General features: G+C 26.9%; 20 protein-coding genes and 1 tRNA gene. 19 read left to right on the top strand and 2 right to left on the bottom strand.

Annotated elements, in window-relative coordinates; all coding sequences use genetic code 11:
• Nucleotides 1-218: 218 nt before the first annotated feature.
• The 14 genes from BN346_RS01530 (at nt 219) to BN346_RS01465 (ending at nt 13,199) form a co-directional block, all read left to right on the top strand.
• Nucleotides 219-977: a M23 family metallopeptidase gene (locus tag BN346_RS01530; RefSeq protein ID WP_034438621.1), complete on the top strand. Its 759-nt coding sequence runs from the start codon at nt 219-221 to the stop codon at nt 975-977.
• Nucleotides 974-1,849, top strand: a complete 876-nt coding sequence (locus BN346_RS01525) for a M50 family metallopeptidase (protein WP_242838377.1) — start codon at nt 974-976, stop codon at nt 1,847-1,849. Before BN346_RS01530 ends, BN346_RS01525 begins: the two co-directional genes overlap by 4 nt.
• Nucleotides 1,850-1,919: 70 nt before the next feature.
• The gene (locus tag BN346_RS01520; RefSeq protein WP_034438619.1) at nt 1,920-3,779 is read left to right on the top strand and encodes a TIGR03960 family B12-binding radical SAM protein; all 1,860 of its coding nucleotides are present in this window, start codon (nt 1,920-1,922) and stop codon (nt 3,777-3,779) included.
• Complete coding sequence (locus tag BN346_RS01515) at nt 3,754-4,452, top strand: TIGR03936 family radical SAM-associated protein (protein WP_034438763.1); 699 nt, start codon at nt 3,754-3,756, stop codon at nt 4,450-4,452. Before BN346_RS01520 ends, BN346_RS01515 begins: the two co-directional genes overlap by 26 nt.
• 160 nt (nt 4,453-4,612) lie before the next feature.
• Nucleotides 4,613-6,016, top strand: coding sequence for a ribonuclease E/G (locus tag BN346_RS01510; RefSeq protein ID WP_034438617.1), 1,404 nt, complete (start codon nt 4,613-4,615; stop codon nt 6,014-6,016).
• 139 nt (nt 6,017-6,155) lie between these two features.
• Nucleotides 6,156-6,467, top strand: coding sequence for a 50S ribosomal protein L21 (gene rplU, locus BN346_RS01505; protein WP_034438615.1), 312 nt, complete (start codon nt 6,156-6,158; stop codon nt 6,465-6,467).
• Nucleotides 6,468-6,469: 2 nt separating this feature from the next.
• On the top strand, nt 6,470-6,817 hold the full coding sequence (locus tag BN346_RS01500) for a ribosomal-processing cysteine protease Prp (protein WP_034438613.1): 348 nt from the start codon (nt 6,470-6,472) through the stop codon (nt 6,815-6,817).
• Between the two features lies 1 nt (nt 6,818).
• On the top strand, nt 6,819-7,121 hold the full coding sequence (gene rpmA, locus BN346_RS01495; RefSeq protein ID WP_034438611.1) for a 50S ribosomal protein L27: 303 nt from the start codon (nt 6,819-6,821) through the stop codon (nt 7,119-7,121).
• Between the two features lie 427 nt (nt 7,122-7,548).
• Nucleotides 7,549-8,826 (top strand): GTPase ObgE, encoded by a 1,278-nt coding sequence (gene obgE / locus BN346_RS01490; protein WP_034438609.1) that lies wholly within the window; start codon nt 7,549-7,551, stop codon nt 8,824-8,826.
• Nucleotides 8,827-8,837: 11 nt separating this feature from the next.
• The gene (gene yhbY, locus BN346_RS01485) at nt 8,838-9,131 is read left to right on the top strand and encodes a ribosome assembly RNA-binding protein YhbY (protein ID WP_034438607.1); all 294 of its coding nucleotides are present in this window, start codon (nt 8,838-8,840) and stop codon (nt 9,129-9,131) included.
• Nucleotides 9,132-9,262: 131 nt separating this feature from the next.
• Nucleotides 9,263-10,444 carry a nicotinate-nucleotide adenylyltransferase gene (gene nadD / locus BN346_RS22295; protein ID WP_074432659.1) on the top strand — a complete coding sequence of 394 codons (1,182 nt, stop codon included), beginning with the start codon at nt 9,263-9,265 and terminating at the stop codon, nt 10,442-10,444.
• Between the two features lie 14 nt (nt 10,445-10,458).
• Entirely contained in the window at nt 10,459-11,742 is a 1,284-nt protein-coding gene (locus tag BN346_RS01475; RefSeq protein WP_034438605.1) for an LCP family protein, read from the top strand.
• A gap of 70 nt (nt 11,743-11,812) precedes the next feature.
• Entirely contained in the window at nt 11,813-12,196 is a 384-nt protein-coding gene (locus BN346_RS01470) for a RidA family protein (protein ID WP_034438603.1), read from the top strand.
• A gap of 97 nt (nt 12,197-12,293) precedes the next feature.
• Nucleotides 12,294-13,199, top strand: a complete 906-nt coding sequence (locus BN346_RS01465; protein WP_034438601.1) for an RluA family pseudouridine synthase — start codon at nt 12,294-12,296, stop codon at nt 13,197-13,199.
• Nucleotides 13,200-13,215: 16 nt separating this feature from the next.
• On the opposite strand, the gene BN346_RS01460 is transcribed toward BN346_RS01465, so the two are convergent.
• Nucleotides 13,216-14,460: a D-alanyl-D-alanine carboxypeptidase family protein gene (locus BN346_RS01460; RefSeq protein WP_034438600.1), complete on the bottom strand. Its 1,245-nt coding sequence runs from the start codon at nt 14,458-14,460 to the stop codon at nt 13,216-13,218.
• A gap of 178 nt (nt 14,461-14,638) precedes the next feature.
• Between BN346_RS01460 and BN346_RS01455 the strand changes: the two genes are divergently transcribed.
• The 5 genes from BN346_RS01455 to BN346_RS21460 all read left to right on the top strand — a co-directional run bounded on the left by BN346_RS01455 (nt 14,639) and on the right by BN346_RS21460 (nt 20,173).
• Nucleotides 14,639-15,322, top strand: coding sequence for a helix-hairpin-helix domain-containing protein (locus BN346_RS01455; RefSeq protein WP_034438598.1), 684 nt, complete (start codon nt 14,639-14,641; stop codon nt 15,320-15,322).
• 114 nt (nt 15,323-15,436) lie between these two features.
• Nucleotides 15,437-16,471, top strand: a complete 1,035-nt coding sequence (selD, locus tag BN346_RS01450) for a selenide, water dikinase SelD (protein ID WP_101541660.1) — start codon at nt 15,437-15,439, stop codon at nt 16,469-16,471.
• A 91-nt stretch (nt 16,472-16,562) separates the two neighbouring features.
• Entirely contained in the window at nt 16,563-17,945 is a 1,383-nt protein-coding gene (gene selA / locus BN346_RS01445) for an L-seryl-tRNA(Sec) selenium transferase (protein ID WP_034438594.1), read from the top strand.
• A 98-nt stretch (nt 17,946-18,043) separates the two neighbouring features.
• Nucleotides 18,044-19,951, top strand: coding sequence for a selenocysteine-specific translation elongation factor (gene selB / locus BN346_RS01440; protein WP_034438593.1), 1,908 nt, complete (start codon nt 18,044-18,046; stop codon nt 19,949-19,951).
• Between the two features lie 125 nt (nt 19,952-20,076).
• Nucleotides 20,077-20,173 (top strand) — tRNA-Sec (locus BN346_RS21460).
• Nucleotides 20,174-20,303: 130 nt separating this feature from the next.
• Here the strand turns inward: BN346_RS21460 and BN346_RS01435 are convergent.
• Nucleotides 20,304-21,482, bottom strand: coding sequence for a tyrosine-type recombinase/integrase (locus BN346_RS01435; protein ID WP_034438591.1), 1,179 nt, complete (start codon nt 21,480-21,482; stop codon nt 20,304-20,306).

Raw genomic sequence — 21,482 nt, 5'->3', positions numbered from 1 at the left:
ATCCAATTTTCACCTTCACTGTTCACTTTTAATTGTTCATTGTCAATTTTAAAAAATATGGATTAAAACTTGGAGTTAAATTTCTCAACTGAAACATGAATAATTTAAAGTTTAAATGTTAAATAAAATTTATAAGATTTATATGTTTAGTTATTCATAATTAAAAAATAAATGAGTATATATTAAAGTAGGAATATAAGTAGAAGTAGGGGATTGTTATGAGCGAATATAGGAATTTGTATGAAAAATATTATAACAATTTAAAAAGAAATAATGGTAGTTATAATATTAAATCTAAAAATAAAAAATCAACTGTTATGGATAAAGCCTCAAATAAAAAGGTTGAAAAACTGGTAAATAAATTTATTATTCAATTAGCTATATCTGTAATGTTGATTGTTATTTTTATGGGATGTAGAGTTGTTAATAACAACTATACAAAGGAAATTTTTTCTTTAGCAAAAACACAAATGACAAAGACATATGACTATAAAAAGGCATTAAATTATATAAAAAATTTAAGTCTTGATGATATGGAAAACATAAGTGTAAATTTTATAGATAAAGTAAAATCAAAAATTATAGGTGGAAAAACTATATTAGAAGAACTTAGGACGGAATATTCAATACCGGTAATGGCAAGTAAGTCAAATAATTTAGATGAGTTTGAAAAAGATAAAAACAAAATTCTTAAGGTAAAAGTTAATGATGTACAAAAAATTAAAAATTGTAATGATGGGAAAGTTAAAAAAATAGATGTTGATGAAAAACTAGGAAAGTACATTGTTATAGATCATGGAAAAGGCATAGAAAGCAAGTATTATAACATGACTGATATATTTGTAAAACAAGGAGAAAAGATAAAAAAAGGTGATGTAATAGGTGAGGTAAATGGAAAAGATAAGGAAAGTAATTTTTATTTTGAAATATTGTATATGGGCAAAGCACAAGATGTGTATGAATATATGGCAATTTGAAAAATAAGAAAGAAATGAAATCAATAAAATTTAATAAATATTCCATACCTTATCTTATATTTTTAATTGTCTTAGGATTAAATAGAAGATTAATACTAGGCTTTATTATAGTAGTTATACATGAGTTTATACACTATTTAATGGCAAGGAGTCTAGGATTTAAAGGCTTTTGTATAGAGATACTGCCTATAGGAGCATCAATAAAATTAAAAGATTTAGATGAGGCAACAGTAAGAGAGGATATATTAATATCTATTAGTGGTCCTGTAGGGAATTTTATATTAGCATTCATAAGTAAAGTAATACTTCTGAAATATACCAATGATGTTTTACAACTGTTCTATGAATATAATTTAGTATTGGGAGCATTTAATTTATTTCCTGCATTTCCTTTAGATGGAGGTAGGGTTCTTAGGGATTTATTAAGAAAAAAATTTTTATATAAAAAGGCAAATGAAATAGCATTAAGAATAAGTATGATTTTAGGATATAGTTTACTAATATTAAGTACATTCTCTATGTTTTGTGATATATCAAACATTACTTTAGTATTAATAGCTATTTTCATTTTAATAATGAGTAAAAAAGAAAGAGAAAGGATAGTCTATGTAATTATGGGATACACAATAAGAAAGAAGGAAAAACTCACTAAGAGGGGATACATAGAAAACAAAAGCATTTCGGTATATTATAAACTTAATTTATTAGAATTACTAGACTTTATAGATAAAACCCATTATCATATATTTACTATTTTAGATGATAATATGAATATAATAAAAACATTAGGGGAAGAAGAAATAATAAATTTATTAAAAAATGATGGAAACATATCTTTAGAGGAATTGTGTAAAAATGAACAAAAAAATTGATAATATGTTTTGACATATTATTAGCTTATGATAAAATAAAGTATTGCAATTAACTTAAGGAGGAATTTAAATGAATAAAATTTCCGATGATATATTATGTAAAGTTGAAAAACCAGCTAGATATATAGGTGGAGAATTTAATTCTTACAATAAAGATAAAAATGATGTATCAATTAGATATGCATTTTGTTTTCCCGATGTATACGAAGTAGGTATGTCTCATTTAGGAAGTAAAATACTTTATCATGTAATTAACGAAAGAGAAGATACATTTTGCGAAAGAGCATATGCACCTTGGCCAGATATGGAGAAGGAGTTAAGAGAAAATAACATAGAATTATTTACATTAGAAACAAAAGATTCATTAAGAAAATTTAATTTTCTAGGTTTTACACTTCAATATGAGATGAGTTATACTAATATATTAAATATGTTAGATATGTCTAATATACCACTTAGAGCATCTCAAAGAGGTGAGGAATACCCAATAATTATGATGGGCGGTCCTTGTGCATATAATCCAGAACCACTTTATGATATAGCAGATTTCTTTCTTTTAGGAGAAGGGGAAGTGGTTATGAATGAGGTTTTAGATTTGTATACTGAGTACAAAGATAAAACTAAAGAGGAATATTTAAGAGCTGTATCAAAGATAGAGGGGGTATATGTACCTAGTCTTTATGAGGTTACATACAATGAAGACAACACTATAAAAGAATTTAAACAATTGTATGATGATGTTCCTAAGGTTGTAAAAAAGAGAATAATAAGCAATTTTGATGAAAATGTATATCCAGATAAGCTTATAGTTCCTTATACGGAAATTGTACATGACAGAATAACACTTGAAACATTTAGAGGATGTACAAGAGGTTGTAGATTTTGTCAAGCTGGTATGATATATAGGCCAGTAAGAGAAAAGAAAACAGAAACATTAGTAAAACAAGCGGATGATATTATTAAGAAAACAGGATATGAGGAAGTTTCATTAACATCTTTAAGTATATGTGATTATTCAGATATACAAAATCTAGTTTTTTCTTTAATAGAAAAGTATAAAGATGAAAAAATTGGTGTGTCACTTCCGTCAATTAGAATTGATTCATTTTCAGTAGATTTAATAAAAGAAATACAAAAAGTTAGAAAAACAGGCTTAACCTTTGCTCCAGAAGCAGGTAGTCAAAGAATGAGAGATATAATAAATAAAGGTGTAAATGAACAAAATTTATTAGATTCTAGCAGAAGTGCTTTTGAAGCTGGTTGGTCAACTTTAAAATTATACTTTATGATAGGTCTTCCATATGAAACAATGGATGATGTTTTAGGAATTGGAGAACTAGGAGAAAAAGTAGTAGAAGAATATTTTAAGGTTCCTAAAAATGTAAGAAAAAGAGGGCTAAGAGTAACACTTAGTACATCAATATTTGTACCTAAGGCATTTACTCCATTCCAATGGGCACCAATGGACAGAATGGATAATGTTAAAGGAAAAATTAGCAATTTAAGAGATTCTATAAAGAGTAAAGCAATTGTTTATAATTGGCATGAATCTCCAGTTAGCTATATGGAAGCAGTATTTGCTAGAGGTGATAGAAGACTTTGTGATGTTTTAATAAAAGCATTTGAAAAAGGCGCTAGATTTGATGGTTGGGGTGAATATTTTGACTTTGAAAGATGGCAAGAATCACTAAAAGAGTGCAATGTAGATGGAGACTTCTATACATATAGAGAAAGAAGTTATGAAGAAATACTTCCATGGGATTTTATAGATATAGGAGTAAGCAAAAGATACTTAATGAGCGAAAATGAAAAAGCTAAAAGTGAAGTTCTTACACCAGATTGTAGAGAAAAATGTACTGGTTGTGGAGTAAATGTATGCTTTAAGGAGGGTAAATGCTTTGAAGGTGCGATACTTAATAAAATACACTAAAGAAAGTGAAATAAAATTTATATCTCATTTAGATTTAATGAGGACTATTCAAAGAACAGTTAAAAGAGCTGGACTTCCAATAGATTATTCTAAGGGATTTAATCCACATATGACAATATCAATAGCACAGCCTTTATCAGTAGGAGTGTATTCTAGAGGAGAGTATCTAGATACAGTATTTAAAGAAGAAGTATGTTGTGAAGAGATTGTAAAAAGATTAAATGAAAATTCTCCAATGGGAATTAAGTTTTTAGATGCAAAAAGAGTTGAAGTAGAAGAAAATAAAAAAACACCTCAATCAATGGCAATTATAGATGCAGCTTTATATAAAATAAAAGTTAAAGCTATAGATGGAGAAAAAGCATTAAATGAAATACGAGAATTAAGTAATGAAAGTTCTTGGATGACTGTTAGAAAAAGTAAAAAAGGTGATAAAGATATAGATATAAAACCTTTGATTAAGAAAATAGAGTATGTGAATGATAATAACAATATATTAATAGATACAATGCTTGCTTGTGGAAGTAGGGAAAATGTATCAGCTAAATTACTAATAGAATACATAGAGGAACATGTAAGTTCTTTAGATAAAGATGCCTTTGTTGACATAGAAAGAATAGATATGTATGCCAATAAAGATAATACTTTAGTGCCTCTTAATGAATATTTATAATATGTAAAATATATACTAGCTCAAAGGTATAAAAAATACTTAATGAGCTAGTATTTTAAATTTATAAAAATTTATTATTATATATCAATAAATAAAAAAATTGTTTATAATAAAGTATGTAATCTCATTGTTACAAGAAAAAGAGTATGAGGTGTTTAAGGTGAAGGAAGTATTTGTTGAAAGACAAGAAATGTTTTTAAGAATTGCAATAAAGGAAAATGGAATTTTAACTGAGTGCTATATAGAAGAAAAAAATGATGAACCCAAGGTTTCAAATATATATAAGGGTGTAGTTAAAAATATTGTTCCATCAATAAAATCAGCATTTATAGATATAGGCACTAATAAAAATGCATATATTTATTTAAAAGAAAACTTAAAAAAAGGTGATGAAGTACTTGTTGAAGTAATAAAAGAATCTATAGGCAAGAAAGGTCCTAAAGTTGTAAATAATATAAATTTACCAGGAAATTATGTAGTTATAACTAATGAAAATGAAGATATAAGATTTTCTTATAAAATAAAAGATAAAGACTTTAAAGAATTAGTAAAAGAAAACATAGAAAAACCTAAAGGCATTGGGGTAACACTAAGAACTAGTGCATCTGATGTGGATGTAGAAGTTATTAATTCTGAAATTAAGGTGTTATATGGCATATATGAAAATATAAAAAGAAAGTTTACATATTCTAATAAGTGCGGACTTTTATATGATAATGATGGTATTTTAGGAAACACCATAAGAAGTTTAAGTTCAAGTAATTGTAATGTTATAGTAAACACAGAAGAAGATTTTAATTATTGCAAAGAAATATTGGAATTTAAAAATATAGATATAGATATAAAATTATATGACGAAAATATAAGTTTATTTAATAACTTTGGTATAGAAAAAGAAATTTTAAGTCTTAGAAGCAATAAGATTAATTTGCCTAGTGGAGGAAATATAGTTATTGAAAAGACTGAGGCTATGTATGTTGTGGATGTAAATTCGGCTAAAGACATAAAAAATAATATTTTTCAAACTAATGTAGAAGCTGCAAAATTAGTAGCAAGTCAAATAAGACTTAGAAATATGAGTGGAATAATAATTATAGACTTTATTGATTTGTATAAAAAAGATGAAAAAGAAAAAATATTAAAAGTTCTAAAGGAAAGTTTTTTAGATGACAAAAATAAAACTGTAATTTATGATTTTACAGAATTAAATTTAGTTCAAATTGCAAGAAGACGTAGTGGAAAATCTATTTATGAATATATATTTGAAAGCTGTAGTACTTGCCATGGTAAAGGTGTAAAAGTAAAACTATCATATTTAGAAAATATGATAAAAGATTCTTTAGAAAGATTAAATTTAGAACAAAATGTAAAAGATATATATATAGAAATAGATGAAAGTTATAAAAATCAAATTCAAAAAGATTTAATATCATTTATAAAAAATATAAATGGATTAGATAAAAGTATATATTTAAACTATGTTCATGATATGGAATCATTTAAATTAGAGCCGCTAATCTTTGCAAATCAAATAAGAAATGCAGAGGTTTATAAAATATTTTAATAAAACATTTTAAATTTCTTTACAAAGTTATTTTTAAATGATATAATGGCTTTTGTAGACCGCACAGAATAGGTTTAAATATTCATCTTTTAGGTGGATAACCTTAATTGGCGAGACTGGATTGAGGAGGTGTATTTTAATGTACGCAGTTTTACTTACTGGAGGAAAACAATACAGAGTTCAAGAGGGAGACGTTTTATTCGTTGAAAAACTTGAAGCTGAAGTTGATTCAACTGTAGAATTCACTGAAATTTTAGCAGTTGGAAAAGAGGAAGGTTTAGTAGTAGGAAAACCTGTAGTTGAAGGAGCTAAAGTAGTTGCTAAAGTTGTTGAGCAAGGAAAAGCTAAAAAGGTTATAGTATTCAAATATAAGCCTAAAAAAGACTACAGAAAGAAACAAGGACACAGACAACCTTTCACTAAAATCGTAGTTGAGAAGATAGAAGCTTAATTATGATTACAATAAATTTTACAAGAAAATCTAGTATGCTTGTATCATTTCATGTAGATGGTCATGCTGAGTACTTTGATGCAGAAGAAAAAGTCAACATATATGATGATGTTGTATGTGGATGCGTAAGCAACTTGGCACAAGTAACTATCTTAGGAGCGTTAGAAGTGTTGAAGTTAAAAGCTACATATGTTGCAGAAGAAGGAAATATAGGTTTGGATTTATCTAACCTGTCTGATATAGAAATAGATAAAGCACAAGTTTTACTTGAAACGATGCTGCTAGGATTGCAAAATTTAGAAATAAGTTATAGAAAATATATTAAAGTGTTAGTAGAGGAGGTGCAGTGATATGTTACTAATAAACCTTCAGCTATGTGCTCATAAAAAAGGAGTAGGTAGCTCAAAAAACGGAAGAGATAGTGAATCTAAGAGACTTGGTGTTAAGCGTGCAGATGGACAATTTGTACTTGCTGGAAACATCTTAGTTAGACAAAGAGGAACAAAAATCCACCCAGGAACAAATGTTGGAATAGGTGGAGATGATACTCTTTTCGCTAAAGTAGATGGAGTTGTAAGATACGAGAGAATGGGTAAAAACAAGAAAAAAGCTAGTATTTATCCAGTTGATGTAGAAGTTGCAATAGCTGAATAGTTAATAAGCACCCTTTAAGGGTGCTTTTTTATTTAAATATAGCATAGTTAAATGTATAAATTAAAAAATATTAAACTTTAAACTTATAATTATATGAGATAAACTTAAATTTTAATTTATACAAATTTTATTGGTTTTAAGTTTATACTTAAATCTATTAATTATAAAACTTGGAACTTAGCATTAAGAATTTAATCTTTTTTATAAATAACATTATATAAATTAAGATTTGAGTTTAAAATATAAAGTACATTGTTATAAATTTATATAGGTATTATATAAATTTTATAGGCAAAACTTTAATATATAAAATAAAAAATAAATGATAATATAATTTATTTTTTTATAATTATATTATGATATAATTAAAACTAAAAGTGAAAATATAATATGACAATAACTTAGTTTAGAAAGTAAGGTGAAGTGTATGTTTATAGATACAGCCAAGATATTTGTTAAATCAGGAGATGGTGGTAATGGTGCTATTTCATTTAGAAGAGAAAAATATGTACCATTAGGAGGACCAGATGGTGGAGATGGCGGTAATGGTGGTAGTATAGTATTAAAAGCAGATAAAAATATGACTACTTTATTAGATTTTTCATATCATAGAAAATTCGTTGCAGATAACGGTGGTAAAGGTGAAGGATCTAAATGTTATGGAAAAGATGGTGAAAATCTTATTATAAAAGTTCCAATGGGAACTATTGTTAGAGATTTTGAGAGCAATAAAATTATGTGTGATTTAGCTCATGATGGAGACACATACATAGTTTGTAGAGGTGGAAAAGGTGGAAAAGGTAATTGTAAATTCTGTACACCAACAAGACAGGCACCAGATTTTGCAGAACCAGGAATGCCAGGAGAAGAAAGATTTATAAAACTTGAATTAAAATTATTGGCAGATGTAGGTCTTTTAGGATTCCCTAATGTAGGAAAGTCAACACTTCTTTCAGTGGTATCAAAAGCAAGACCTAAAATAGCTAATTATCATTTTACAACTTTAAAACCTAATTTAGGTGTTGTAAGTTTAAATGGAATTCAAAATTTTGTAATTGCAGATATTCCGGGAATTATAGAAGGCGCATCAGAAGGTGTAGGCTTAGGATTAGACTTTTTAAGACATATAGAAAGAACAAGATTACTTATACATGTAGTAGATATATCTGGAATAGAGGGAAGAGACCCATTAGAAGACTTTAAAAGAATTAATGAAGAGTTAAAGAATTATAGTATAAAATTATGGGATAGACCTCAAATAGTTGCAGCTAATAAATGTGATATGTTATTTGATGAAGAAGTTTTTGAAAACTTTAAAAAAGAATTAAATAAAATGGGATATGATAAAATATTTAAAATATCTGCAGCTACTAATCAAGGAGTAGAAGAACTTATGAAGGAAGCTGCTAAAATGTTAACTGAAATTCCTGTAAAAGACCTTGAAATAAGTTCAGATGAATTATTTATACAAGAAGAAAAGAGATTTACATATACAATACAAAAGCAAGGCGAAGATACTTTTGTTGTTGAAGGAAGTTTCGTTGATAGATTATTAAATAGTGTAAATGTAAATGATCCAGATTCATTAAGATATTTCCATAAAGTATTAAGAAACAAAGGAATATTTGATGAATTAAAAGAAATGGGAGTACAAGATGGTGACACAATAAGACTTAATGATTTTGAGTTTGAATTTTTACTTTAGGAGGATGGAATATGATAACAACTAAGCAAAGAAGTTATTTAAGAGGTTTAGCAAACGATATAACACCTATATTTCAAGTTGGTAAAGGTGGAATAGAAGAAAATTTTATAAAACAAGTAGATGATGCATTAGAAGCAAGAGAATTAATTAAAATAAAAACTCTTAATAATAGTGGTATAACTCCAAGAGAAGCATCAGAATATTTATGTGAAAAATTAAATTGTGAAGGTATTCAAGCTATAGGAAGTAAATTAGTTCTATACAGAAAATCAAGTAAAAAGCCTAAAATAGAATTACCAAGATAATAAAAATTGTCGAAAACCATAGCATGAATAAGATTGTTTAAAATAAATAAAAGTATAAATAGATTTTACATTTGGTAAAATCTACTTTTATATGGTAAGATAATTATATATTTTAAAGAGAAGGTTTTGTGATGAGAAAAGCTATATTTGGAGGAACTTTTGATCCTATACACAATGGTCACATGAATATTGCATATGAAGCTTTATATAAAATGAAGCTAGATAAAGTGATTTTCATACCTAGTGGAAATCCACCACATAAGAAAAATAGTAGAGTAACAGATGCTAAAATAAGGTTAGATATAGTTAAAAATGTGATTAAAAATGAAGATAAGTTTGAAGTAAGTGATTATGAAGTGTCTAAAAAAGAAAGTAGTTATACATATAAAACCTTAGAATATTTTAAAAGATTAGAACCATGCACTGAATGGTATTTTATAATAGGTGCAGATAGTTTAATAAATTTTAAAAAATGGAGAAAACCAGAAGTTATACTTGAAAAATGTAAACTTATAGTTTTTGGTAGACCGGGATATAGGTTAGATGAATTTATTAAATCTAAGAAATATATAAAAGCTAAATATAATAAAGAAATTATAGTTTTAGATGTACCATTAATAGATGTTTCTTCAACTAATATAAAAACGAAAATAAGAAAAGGCGAAGAAATTAAGTATTTAGTGCCTTATGAAGCTTATAATGAAATAAATAAGCTTAACTTATATAGTAAAGGAAGTGTAGAAATGTATAATGAAACAAAGATGAGAGAGTATATTAAAGAAAATTTAAAAACTGAAAGATACAATCACACTTTAGGCGTAGTTGAAGTAGCAGAAAAAATGGCAAAAGTGTACAATTGTAATGTTGAAAAAGCTAAAATTGCTGCACTATTACATGACTGTGCTAAAAATATGAAAAATGAAGAATTGATAAAAGTTACTAAAGAAAAAAATTTGATAGAGCTAAATGAAATTTTTATACAATCTCCAGGATTATTACATGGATTTGTTGGAGCATATTTGGCGAAAGAAATGTTTAATGTAAATGATGAGGAAATACTTGAGGCAATAAGATATCATACTACTGGAAGAGAAAACATGACTCTTTTAGAAAAAATATTGTATATAGCAGATTATATAGAACCGTCAAGATGTTTTGAAGGAATAGAAGAAATGAGAGAATTAGCTTTTTCAAACTTGAATTTAGCATTGTTAAAAGGATATAATGATACTATAAATTATGTAATATCAAAGGGATTACTGTTATATCCTAAAACAGTAGAAGCTAGAAATTACTTATTAATTAACAAGTAATAGAGGGTTTAAATATGGGTGAAGAAGTAAAAAATAGAAAAAGAAAAAAGAAAAAAAAGTCATCAAGATTAAAAAAGATACTTTTAATTGTTCCTTTAATTATAATAATTTTATTTTTTGCATCATTTTTATATTTATCTAGACTTAGTAGTAATTCAGTAAATATAGATTTAGGTGGAAATAAAAATTCTAACATTGTAAACTTTTTAGTTATGGGTGTTGATATAGGTGAAGATGAAAGTTATCCTAAAAGAACAGATACTATAATGTTAGTTCATTATGATAAAAAACAACACACTTATGATGTTATATCCATTCCTAGAGATACAATGGTTTATTTTGATGGGGAACTTGGAAAAATAAATGCAGCACATGCTTTAGGTGGAGTACAACAATCTGTAGATAAAGTAGAAGAACTATTAAATGTAAATATAGATTACTATTTAAAAGTAGATACTAAAGCTTTTAGAGAGTTTATAGATGCTTTAGGTGGTGTTGATGTACTGATAGAGCAAGATATGCAATATGAAGATGAATCACAAGATTTAAAGATAGACTTTAAAGCAAGTAATAAGATGCAACATTTAGATGGTAAGAAAGCAGAAGAGTTTATTAGATGGAGAAAAAATAATGATGGTACAGGATTTGCTGATGGAGACATTGGAAGAATAAAACAACAACAAAGTTTTTATAGCAATGTTTTACAAAAATTAAAAAGTCCATCTATGATATTTAAAGCACCTAAGATTTTAAGCATTTTTCCTAAGTATATGGAAACTAACTTAGATGCTACAGACATTATGAAATATGGAATTAGTGTTGTAACAGCATCAAAAGAAAATATCAGATTTCATACATTACAAGGAGAATCAACATATATTGATGGTACTTCATACTACAAGTATGAACCGGAAATGAATGAAGATATATTAAATATTTTAAAAAATTCTGAGCCAAATCAAACTAGTGATTCAAGTATTTCTAATAGTGGAAGTGGACTTTCAATGAGTAAAGAAAGCATAAGAGTAAATGTTCTTAATGGAACTAACAAGGAAGGATTAGCTGGAGAATTTGCAAATAAAGTTATGAAATTAGGATATAATAATTGTGACTTTGGAAATTATGATGCTAATTTAAAACCAGTAAAAGTTTCAGAAATAAAGTTATATGGATTAACTAGTGATGATGCAAAAATATTAAAAAAAGAATTTGGCATAAAAAATGTTGAAGTAATGAATGAAGTAAATCCTAATTATGAGATGGAAATTATTTTAGGTGATGACAAAGCAAAAGATTAAGATAAAAAAATTACTTTTATAAAGTAATTTTTATATAAATAAATAAAAGTTTCTAGGAGGAATTTTAATTATGGAAAAGAAAATAATACACACAGAAAAAGCACCTGCAGCTTTAGGACCATACTCACAAGCAGTTAAAGTTGGAAATATGGTTTACACTTCAGGACAATTAGCAATAAACTCAGCTACTGGAGAATTAGTAAACGATGATATAAGAAAAGCTACAGAGCAATCTTTAAACAATGTTAAAGCTATATTAGAAGAAGCTGGAACATCAATGGATAAAGTTGTTAAAACATTAGTTTTATTAAAAGACATTAATGATTTTGCAGCTATGAATGAAGTTTATGCAACATTCTTCACATCAAACCCACCAGCAAGATCTTGTTTCCAAGTTGGAGCATTACCAAAAGATGCTTTAGTTGAAATAGAAGTAGTAGCAATAGCTGAATAATAAAAATAAAACTCCAGTGTAAAATCTGGAGTTTTTATTTTATGAATTAATTATATTATGTTATTATGAGATATAACATTAAATTGGTGGTGAATTAATGGAAAGTAATTTAAAATATACAGTTACTAATGAAGGCAATGATGTTAAAGTAAGAGATTATATGAAAGAAGTATTAAATCTTTCAGGAAGATTTATAAAAAAAGTAGGATTAAGTAATAGAATTAAAGTTAATGGAAATGTAGTAAGATTAAATCATAAATTGTGTGAAGGAGACTTTTTAGAAATTCAAGTTGAAAAAAAAGATGAAAGTCAAAATATAATTCCAGAAGAGATGGAGTTAGATATAAAATATGAAGATATGGATTTATTAATTGCTAATAAACCATGTAATATGGTTGTTCATCCAACTAAAAGTTATCCTACAGGAACACTTTCAAATGGTGTTTTAAACTATTTTAAGTGTAGTAATCAAAATTGTATAGTAAGATTAGTAAGTAGATTAGATATGGATACGTCAGGACTTATAATGATAGCTAAAAATCAATTTGCACATATGACACTAGCAAAAAGTATGGAAAATAATCTTATAGAGAAGAAATACTTAGCAATAGTACATGGAATAATAGAGAAAGATTCAGGAACTATTAATGCAGCAATTGGTAGACCAAGTGATGATAGTATAAAAAGAGCTGTTATGAAGAATGGTCAAAGAAGCATAACTCATTATAATGTAATAAAGAGATTTAACAATGCAACATTAGTAGAGCTTAAGTTAGAAACAGGTAGAACACATCAAATTAGAGTACATTTAAGCTCTATTGGTCATCCTATATATGGTGACTCATTATATGGAAAGCAAGAACCTCAATACATAAAAAGGCAAGCATTACATGCATATAAATTAATATTACCTCATCCTAGAAGCAATGATTTGCTAGAGATAAAAAGTGAAATTCCTCAAGATATGGAAGAGTTAATTGAAATCTTAAAAAAAGAACATTAGAGAACTCTCTAATGTTCTATCTTCTAAAATAATTTTTATTGTGTTTTTTCTTTTTAACAATGAACAAAGTTAATATTAATAAGCTACTAAAAATTCCAACTACAATTAAACCTATGTTTAACATTTTAGAATTGCTCTTAAATATTTTAGTTAAAAAATTAGAATTTTTAGGCTCATAATCTACGCCACTTATAAGATCAACTTTCTTCTCTGTATTATTATACTTAAAAGTAGCAGTACCAATGGTTTGACCAGATAAAATAGTACATTTGTCTATTTTGTTAATATCATATGATATAATAGGTTCCTCATTTAATGTTTTATCCTTAGTATAATATGCATCATTAGAAGCTAAAATAGGAATTTTAGTTCCATCAGAAGTTGTATAATTTGTTACTTCTGAATTTTTAGTAAAACATTTAACAGTCTCAAAGTTATTAAATGCCCAATCAAAGAAATTTCTACTATCACCAAAATAAGTCTTATCTTGGTCACGTAAAAATGCTACAACAAATGTTTCATTATCTTTTCTAGCTGAACCCACATAAGAATGCAATGCTTCATCTGTATAACCAGTTTTACCAGCTAAACAGTATTTATAATAATAATCATCACCAGATTGGACTAATCTATTATCATTCCAAAGAGGTCTCTTTTCTTTGAACTTATTTGTTGGTTGTAATAACATACTCTTAGTTTTTGATATTTCTAGATATGTAGGATTTTTTAAAAGTTCATTTTCTATAAGAGCTAAATCATAAGCTGTAGTTTTATGGTTTGCTTCATAAAGGCCATGTGGATTTGTAAAATTGGTATTTTTACATCCAAGTTTTTTTGCACGATCATTCATCATTTTAGCAAAACCTTCTATATTTCCACCCATATGTTCAGCAAGAGCAGCTGCACAGTCATTTGCAGAAACCATAATCAATGAATATAAAAGTTCTCTAACAGTTAGAATTTCACCAGTATCAATATATATTTTAGAACCTTCAATTGTTGGGGGAATCTCACCAACAGTTACTTTTTCATCTAAATTGCAATTTTCTAAAGTAAGAAGTGCTGTCATTAGTTTTGTTGGAGACGCTGGTGCATAAGCAGTATCCTTGTTTTTATCATATAATACTTCACCAGTTTGAGCATTTAAAACTACAACACCTTTAGCACTTGCGGTTGGAGGCTCTGATGCTGCTAAGACACTTGGAGTGTTTAAGGTCAAAAGCAAGCCTGCTGAAATTAAAATTTTATTTATTTTTTTCATATTTATCTCCTAATTGTAAAAGTCTAATTAACAAAAAATTATATACCTTAAAATTATAACATATTACCAAGAAAAATGAAATTAATTGCTAATTCATAATTATTATAGCAGAAAAGTTAAAAAAATACGATAAAAAAAAGAAAATTGGAAATAATTTAACAAAAGGAGGTATAAAAATATGAAGAATAAAGAAAAAATTATTGGGGGAATAATAATAATTATATTATCGATTATATTTGTATTTTCTGGATATATAATGTCAAGAGATAATAAGAAATTTGTAGAAGTGGAAGAAGTTTTTTCAGAACCTAATAAAAAGGAAAATATCGAGGAAAAATCACATAAAGAATCACAGAAAAGAAATGATAAAAATCAATCAAATAAAGAATCAAATATAAGAGATTGCAATCAAGACATAGATGAAATTATTGTTGATGTTAAAGGGGAAGTGAAAAATCCTAGAGAATATAAATTGCAAGAGGGAAGTAGAGTTAGAGATTTAATAGAAAAGGCTGGTGGACTTACTAATGATGCCAATGAGAATTTAATCCATTTTTCTAAAGTTTTGAAAGATGAAGATTGTATTGTAATTTATAAAAATGGGGAAAGTACAGAAGGGGTTGAAAATCCAGTTGTAAAAGAAAATACATTAAAAGAAAATAAAAATGGGAAAGTGAATATAAATACTGCTGATGTAGAAAAATTAAAGACATTACAAGGAATAGGAGACTCAAAGGCTAAGCTAATTATTGAATATAGAGAGAAGAATGGTTCTTTTAAAAATGTAGATGAACTTCTAAATGTAGATGGTATAGGGAGTAAGACTTTGGAGAAATTAAGAGATAATATAGACATTAGATAGTTAATATTATAGAATTATTAAGGTGAAATGTATTTGTATTAATCAAAAAATTTCATTTAAGATATATTAGGTGAACTATAAAAATATATCTTAAGTATATTAATTTGGGAGGTATTGGCATTGGATAAAAGACTAACTGAACTTTCAAAAACTTCTGGTTGAGCAGCTAAAATAGGGCCGGAGACCCTTTCAAAAATATTAGATAAAATTCCTAAAATGCATGATGAAAACTTAATTGTTGGAATAGAAACTTCAGATGATGCAGCGGTATACAAAATAAACGATGATGTAGCAACTATACAAACTTTAGATTTTTTTACTCCAGTAGTAGATGATCCATATATGTTTGGTCAAATAGCGGCAGCAAATTCTTTGAGTGATGTATATGCAATGGGAGGAAAACCAGTAGTAGCATTAAATATTGTTTGTTTTCCAAATTGTCTTAATATAGATATATTAGGTGAGATATTAAAAGGTGGAGCAGATAAAGTAATAGAAGCTGGAGCTGTAATAATAGGTGGTCATACAGTATCAGATGATGAACCCAAATATGGTCTTTCAGTAACTGGACTTGTACACCCAGATAAAGTCTTAAAAAACTATGGTTCAAAAGTTGGAGATGTGTTGATTTTAACAAAACCTATAGGTACAGGAATTTTAAATACAGCCATAAAAGCTCAAATGGCATCTAAGGAGCATTATGATGAAGCTGTTAAGGTTATGAGTACACTTAATAAATATTCAGGAGAAATTATTATAAATCATAATATTACAGCGTGTACAGATGTTACAGGATTTAGCCTAATGGGTCATGGATATGAAATGGCAAGTGCATCTAATGTAACATTTAAAATATTTAAGGATAAATTACCAATAATAGATGGGACTACTGAATATGCCAAAATGGGATTAGTGCCAGCAGGTAGTTATAACAATAGAGCATATCTTGATGGAAAATATAAACTTATAGATGTAGATGAAGTAGTAGAAGATATACTATTTGATCCTCAAACATCAGGAGGACTTTTGGTATCTATACCTAAAGAAGAAAGTAAACAATTAATAGATGAATTAAATAAGTTAGAACTTAAATCTTCTATTATAGGAGAAGTAGTTGAACTAGAGGAAAAAAATATAATTGTTCAATAATACATATAAAAGAAAATAATTAATAAAATTACATTGAATTATTTTCTTTTTAAATGTGACTAATCTTAGGGGATTAGAAAGGGGTTATATTATGAATAAAGAATTATTGAGAAAATTACCTAAAATTGATGAATTGCTTAAAAATGATGTTATACAAAATGAGTTAAAGGAAACTCAAAGAGTGCTAATAGTTGAGTCTTTAAGAGAATCTATTGAAAAATATAGAAAGTACATATTAGAAGATAAAATACAAGATTTTGAAGAAGATGATGTTTTAAATTATGCATTAGGATTACTTTTAAAGAAAAAGAAAAATAATTTAAGAAGAGTAATTAATGCTACAGGAACAGTCATACATACAAATTTAGGACGTTCTATTTTAAGTAAAAAAGCTGTGGAGAATGCTATAGAAATAGCAGGAAGATATAATAATTTAGAGTATGATATAGAAAGTGGAAAAAGAGGCTCTAGATATAGTCATATTGAAAAGCTTATAACAAAAATAACAGGTGCAGAAGCAGCACTAGTAGTTAATAATAATGCAGCAGCAATAATGCTAGTTTTAGATAGTTTATGTAAGGAAAAAGAAGCTATAGTATCTAGGGGACAACTTGTTGAAATAGGTGGATCATTTAGAGTTCCAGATGTTATGAAATTTAGTGGCGCAAAATTAGTAGAAGTAGGAACAACTAATAGAACTCATTTATATGATTATGAAAATAATATAAATGATAATACGGGAATGCTTTTAAAAGTTCACACATCAAATTTTAAAATTTGTGGATTTACTGAAGAAGTTGAATTAGAAAGTCTTGTTAAATTGGGAAATGAACGAAATATACCAGTAGTAGAAGACATAGGTAGTGGAGTTTTAGTGGATTTTTCTAAATATGGATTTACTCATGAGCCTACTGTACAAGAAAGTATAAAAAAGGGTGTTGATGTAGTAACCTTTAGTGGAGATAAAATGCTTGGTGGACCTCAAGCAGGAATTATAATAGGTAAAAAGAAATATGTTGAATTGATGAAGAAAAATCAGCTTACAAGGGCTTTAAGAATTGATAAGATGACATTAAGTGCATTAGAAAGTACTTTAAGATATTATTTAGATGAGAAAGAAGCTATAGAAAATATACCAACTTTAAATATGATATTATCATCTAAAGAAGATATGAAGAAAAAAGCAATAAAATTCAGAAAAAAATTTAGACATGCTTTAGATAACTTTGAATTCAAAATTGATGAAGATTACTCAATGGTTGGTGGCGGATCTATGCCTACTGAAAAAATACCTACTTATGTTATAAAAATTAGTAGTGAAAATATTTCAGTAAATGAAATGGAAAAAATATTAAGGTTAAATGAAACTGCTATTATAACTAGAGTATTTAATAATGAACTTATATTGGATGTTAGAACAATTTTTGATGAAGATATTGAAGAAATAATAAAAGCATTAAGCAAAATAAACTAATATTAAAATATATAGTGAAGTAGACTAAAAGATTATTAGTTTATTTCACTATATGTATTTAAGCTAAAAGTTATTATTGAAAGGGTGTTAATTGATATATGAAGCATATTATTATAGGTACAGCAGGACATATAGACCATGGAAAAACTACACTTATTAAAACATTAACAGGAAAAGAAACAGATACTCTTAAAGAAGAAAAAGATAGAGGAATATCAATAAACCTAGGTTTTACATACTTTGACTTGCCATCAGGAAAAAGAGCGGGAATAATAGATGTTCCAGGTCATGAAAAGTTCGTTAAAAACATGCTTGCTGGAATAAGTAGTATAGATGTAGTTTTATTAGTAATAGCAGCTGATGAGGGAATAATGCCTCAAACTAGAGAGCATTTTGAAATATTACAACTTTTAAATGTAAAAAAAGGTATAATAGTTCTTACAAAATGTGATTTAGTAGATGATGAATGGGTTGAAATGATAAAAAATGATATTAAAGAAGAATTTAAAGAAACTTTTTTAAGTGATGCACCAATACATGAAGTTTCATCTAAAACAAAGAAAGGCTTTGAAAGTTTAATAGATGACATTGAGAAGCTTACAAATGAAGTAGAGCCTAAAGATACAGAAGGACATTTTAGATTGCCTGTAGATAGAGTTTTTACCATAAAAGGATTTGGTACAGTTGTCACAGGAACAATAATAAGTGGAAGGGTCACTGTTGGTGACAATATAGAAATATATCCATCTAAAACTGTAACAAAAGTAAGAGGAATAAGAATACACGATGAACCTTGTGAAGTAGGTGAAGCTGGTCAAAGATGTGCTATAAATTTAGCAAATGTAAAAGTTGATGAAGTTAATAGGGGAAATGTAATAGCCAGAGAAAATATAATGGAACCATCATATAATATAGATTGTAATTTATATTATTTAAAAAGTGCAGATAAACCATTAGTAAATAGACAAAGAGTTAGGGTTTATCATGGAACAGAAGAAGTAATAGCTAGAGTTGTTATATTAGATAAGGAAGAACTAAAGCCAGGTGAAAGTGCGTATGTACAACTAAGATTAGAAAAGCAAATAACAGCACAAAGAAATGATAGATATGTATTAAGGAGTTACTCTCCAATGATAACTATTGCTGGTGGAACAATTATAGAACCAGTAGCTAAAAAAGCAAAAAGATTTGATGAAAAATATATTGAAGAACTAAAAGTAAAAGAAAGTGGGAAATCACATAGTATACTTGAAAACATAGTTAAAAAATTAAGCAGCACTTATCCAGATAAACAAACTATAATAAAATCACTTGGTAAAAATTTAGAGAATATTGATGAAGAACTTGAAAATTTATTAAAAGATAGTATTATAGTAAAGCTTACAGCTTCTGAGAATAATATATATGTTCATAAAGATTTTGTAAAAGAAAAAATAAATCAAATAGAAGAACTTTTAACTGAATATCATAAAAAAAATCCATTGAAATTTGGTATGTCAAAAGAAGAAGTTAAAAACAAAGTATTTGGAAAATCTTTAAAGCAAAAAAATTATGATGAAATTTTAATGGTATTAGAAGAAAGAAAAATTATTAAAGTTACATCAAAGTTTATATCACTATACATTTTTGAAATTGCTTACAATAAAGAGCAAGAGAGAATTAAAAATTTTATATTAGAAGAATATAAAGTTTCAAAATATAATTGCCCTAAAGTTAGTGACTTAAGTGCAAAGGAAAAAGATAAGAGTGCATTTAAAATGGTATTTGAATCTTTATTAGATCAAGAAGCTTTAATAAAACTTTCAGAAGATTGCATATTAGAAATTGAAAATTACAAAAGAGGAAAAGAACTTATAGTAAATTATATAAAGGATAATAATTCTATAAATGCTAGTAAAACAAGAGAATTATTAGAAACTAATAGAAAATATGCTGTAGCATTATTAGAACATTTAGATGCTATAAAAGTTACTAAAAGAGTAGAAAACGATAGAATTTTGTATTAAAATAATTCAATATATGTAAAATAGTAAAGAAAATTTAAAGAATTTAAAAAAAACTGTTGAAAAATATAAGAAATTTGTTATAATAATAAATGTGCTTAAAAGCATAAAAAAATAGTAGCAAATTTGGGAGTAGATAGGTGCTGGTGTGCCTGCCGGTCTTCAAAACCGTGTTGCCGTGCTAAGACCACGACGGGTGAGTTCGATTCTCACATATTCCCGCCAATTAGATAGAATGGTTTGAAAGGTAGTGATTTGAATGGATTGCTAAATTTCAAACCTTATTTTTTTATATTAATTTAATAAATTTAGTGCAATAGTAGTGCAGTAAAAAAATATAGATAGAATTAGTTGTTTAAAGTTTGAATAAATTATTTATTTTTTCGACAGCTTTAATTTTTTGTTCGGGCATTACATGTGTGTAAATATTCATTGTAGTTTTAATATCACTATGCCCCATTAAAACTTGAACAGTTTTTATAGGTATATCTGCTTCAAATAATCTTGTTGCATAAGTATGCCGTAAGGCATGAAATTTTTTATGTGGTATATTAGCATCTTTTAATAATTTAGCATATCGTTTTGATAAATATCTACTATCTAAATAACTTCCAGTAGTATTTGCGAACACAATATTCTTATCTTCATATAATTCATTTTTTATCTTTTGTTGATTATCTTTATAAGTTTTTAGATTTTCCATAATTATTGATGGTACTGGAATAGTTCTTATACTGCTTTTAGTTTTAGGAGTTTGTTTTAAAATACTGCTTTTTCTCTTTTTATCCTTGCCAACTATGTAAACTAATTTAATAGACTTATCTACAGAAACAGTATTATCTTTGAAATTTATATCAGACCATTCTAAAGCTAAAAGTTCACCTTGTCTTAAACCTGTTCCTAAATCAAATGTTATTAGCATTTCTAATTCATTATTTTTCAATGAATTCAATAGAATATTTTGCTCTTCCTTAGTGAATACAGTTATATCATTACTCTTTTGAATTCTTGGTAGAGTTACAGAATTACAATAATTTTTCATTATATAACTTTGTTTTACTGCTTCATTTATACAAGCTTTTAAACATTTATTTAAACTTTTAACTACATTACCCGTTTTACCAGATGCTATAAGAGCGTTATAATAATTTTGTATATCGGCGGCTCTAAGATTAGAAAGTTTTTTTTGACCTATTGGAGAACCCTCAATATAATTTCTGTAAATGCCTTCATATCTCTCTAAAGAAGAAGGTTTTAAATCATTTATTCTAAAATCAAATAACCAAGTATAAAACCATTGTTGAAGTGTAATCTTATCATTTTGTGGCAAAATACCAGCATTATATTGTGATTTGTAATCAGCCATTTTATCGATAACTATTTGTTTCTTTGTACTAGTAAAAGATTTTCTCTTAAGTTTCCCATCTTCATCATAGCCTATAGTTAACATACCTCTATAATATGTTTTACCATTCTTTATTTCCTTAAAAATTGTACCTTCACCATTAGCTTTAGTTCTAGATTTTCGTGTCAT

This window comes from Clostridium ihumii AP5 (genome assembly GCF_000612845.1).
GTDB classification, from domain to species: Bacteria; Bacillota; Clostridia; order Clostridiales; family Clostridiaceae; genus Clostridium_J; species Clostridium_J ihumii.
This window is presented reverse-complemented; position numbering and strand designations above follow the sequence as displayed.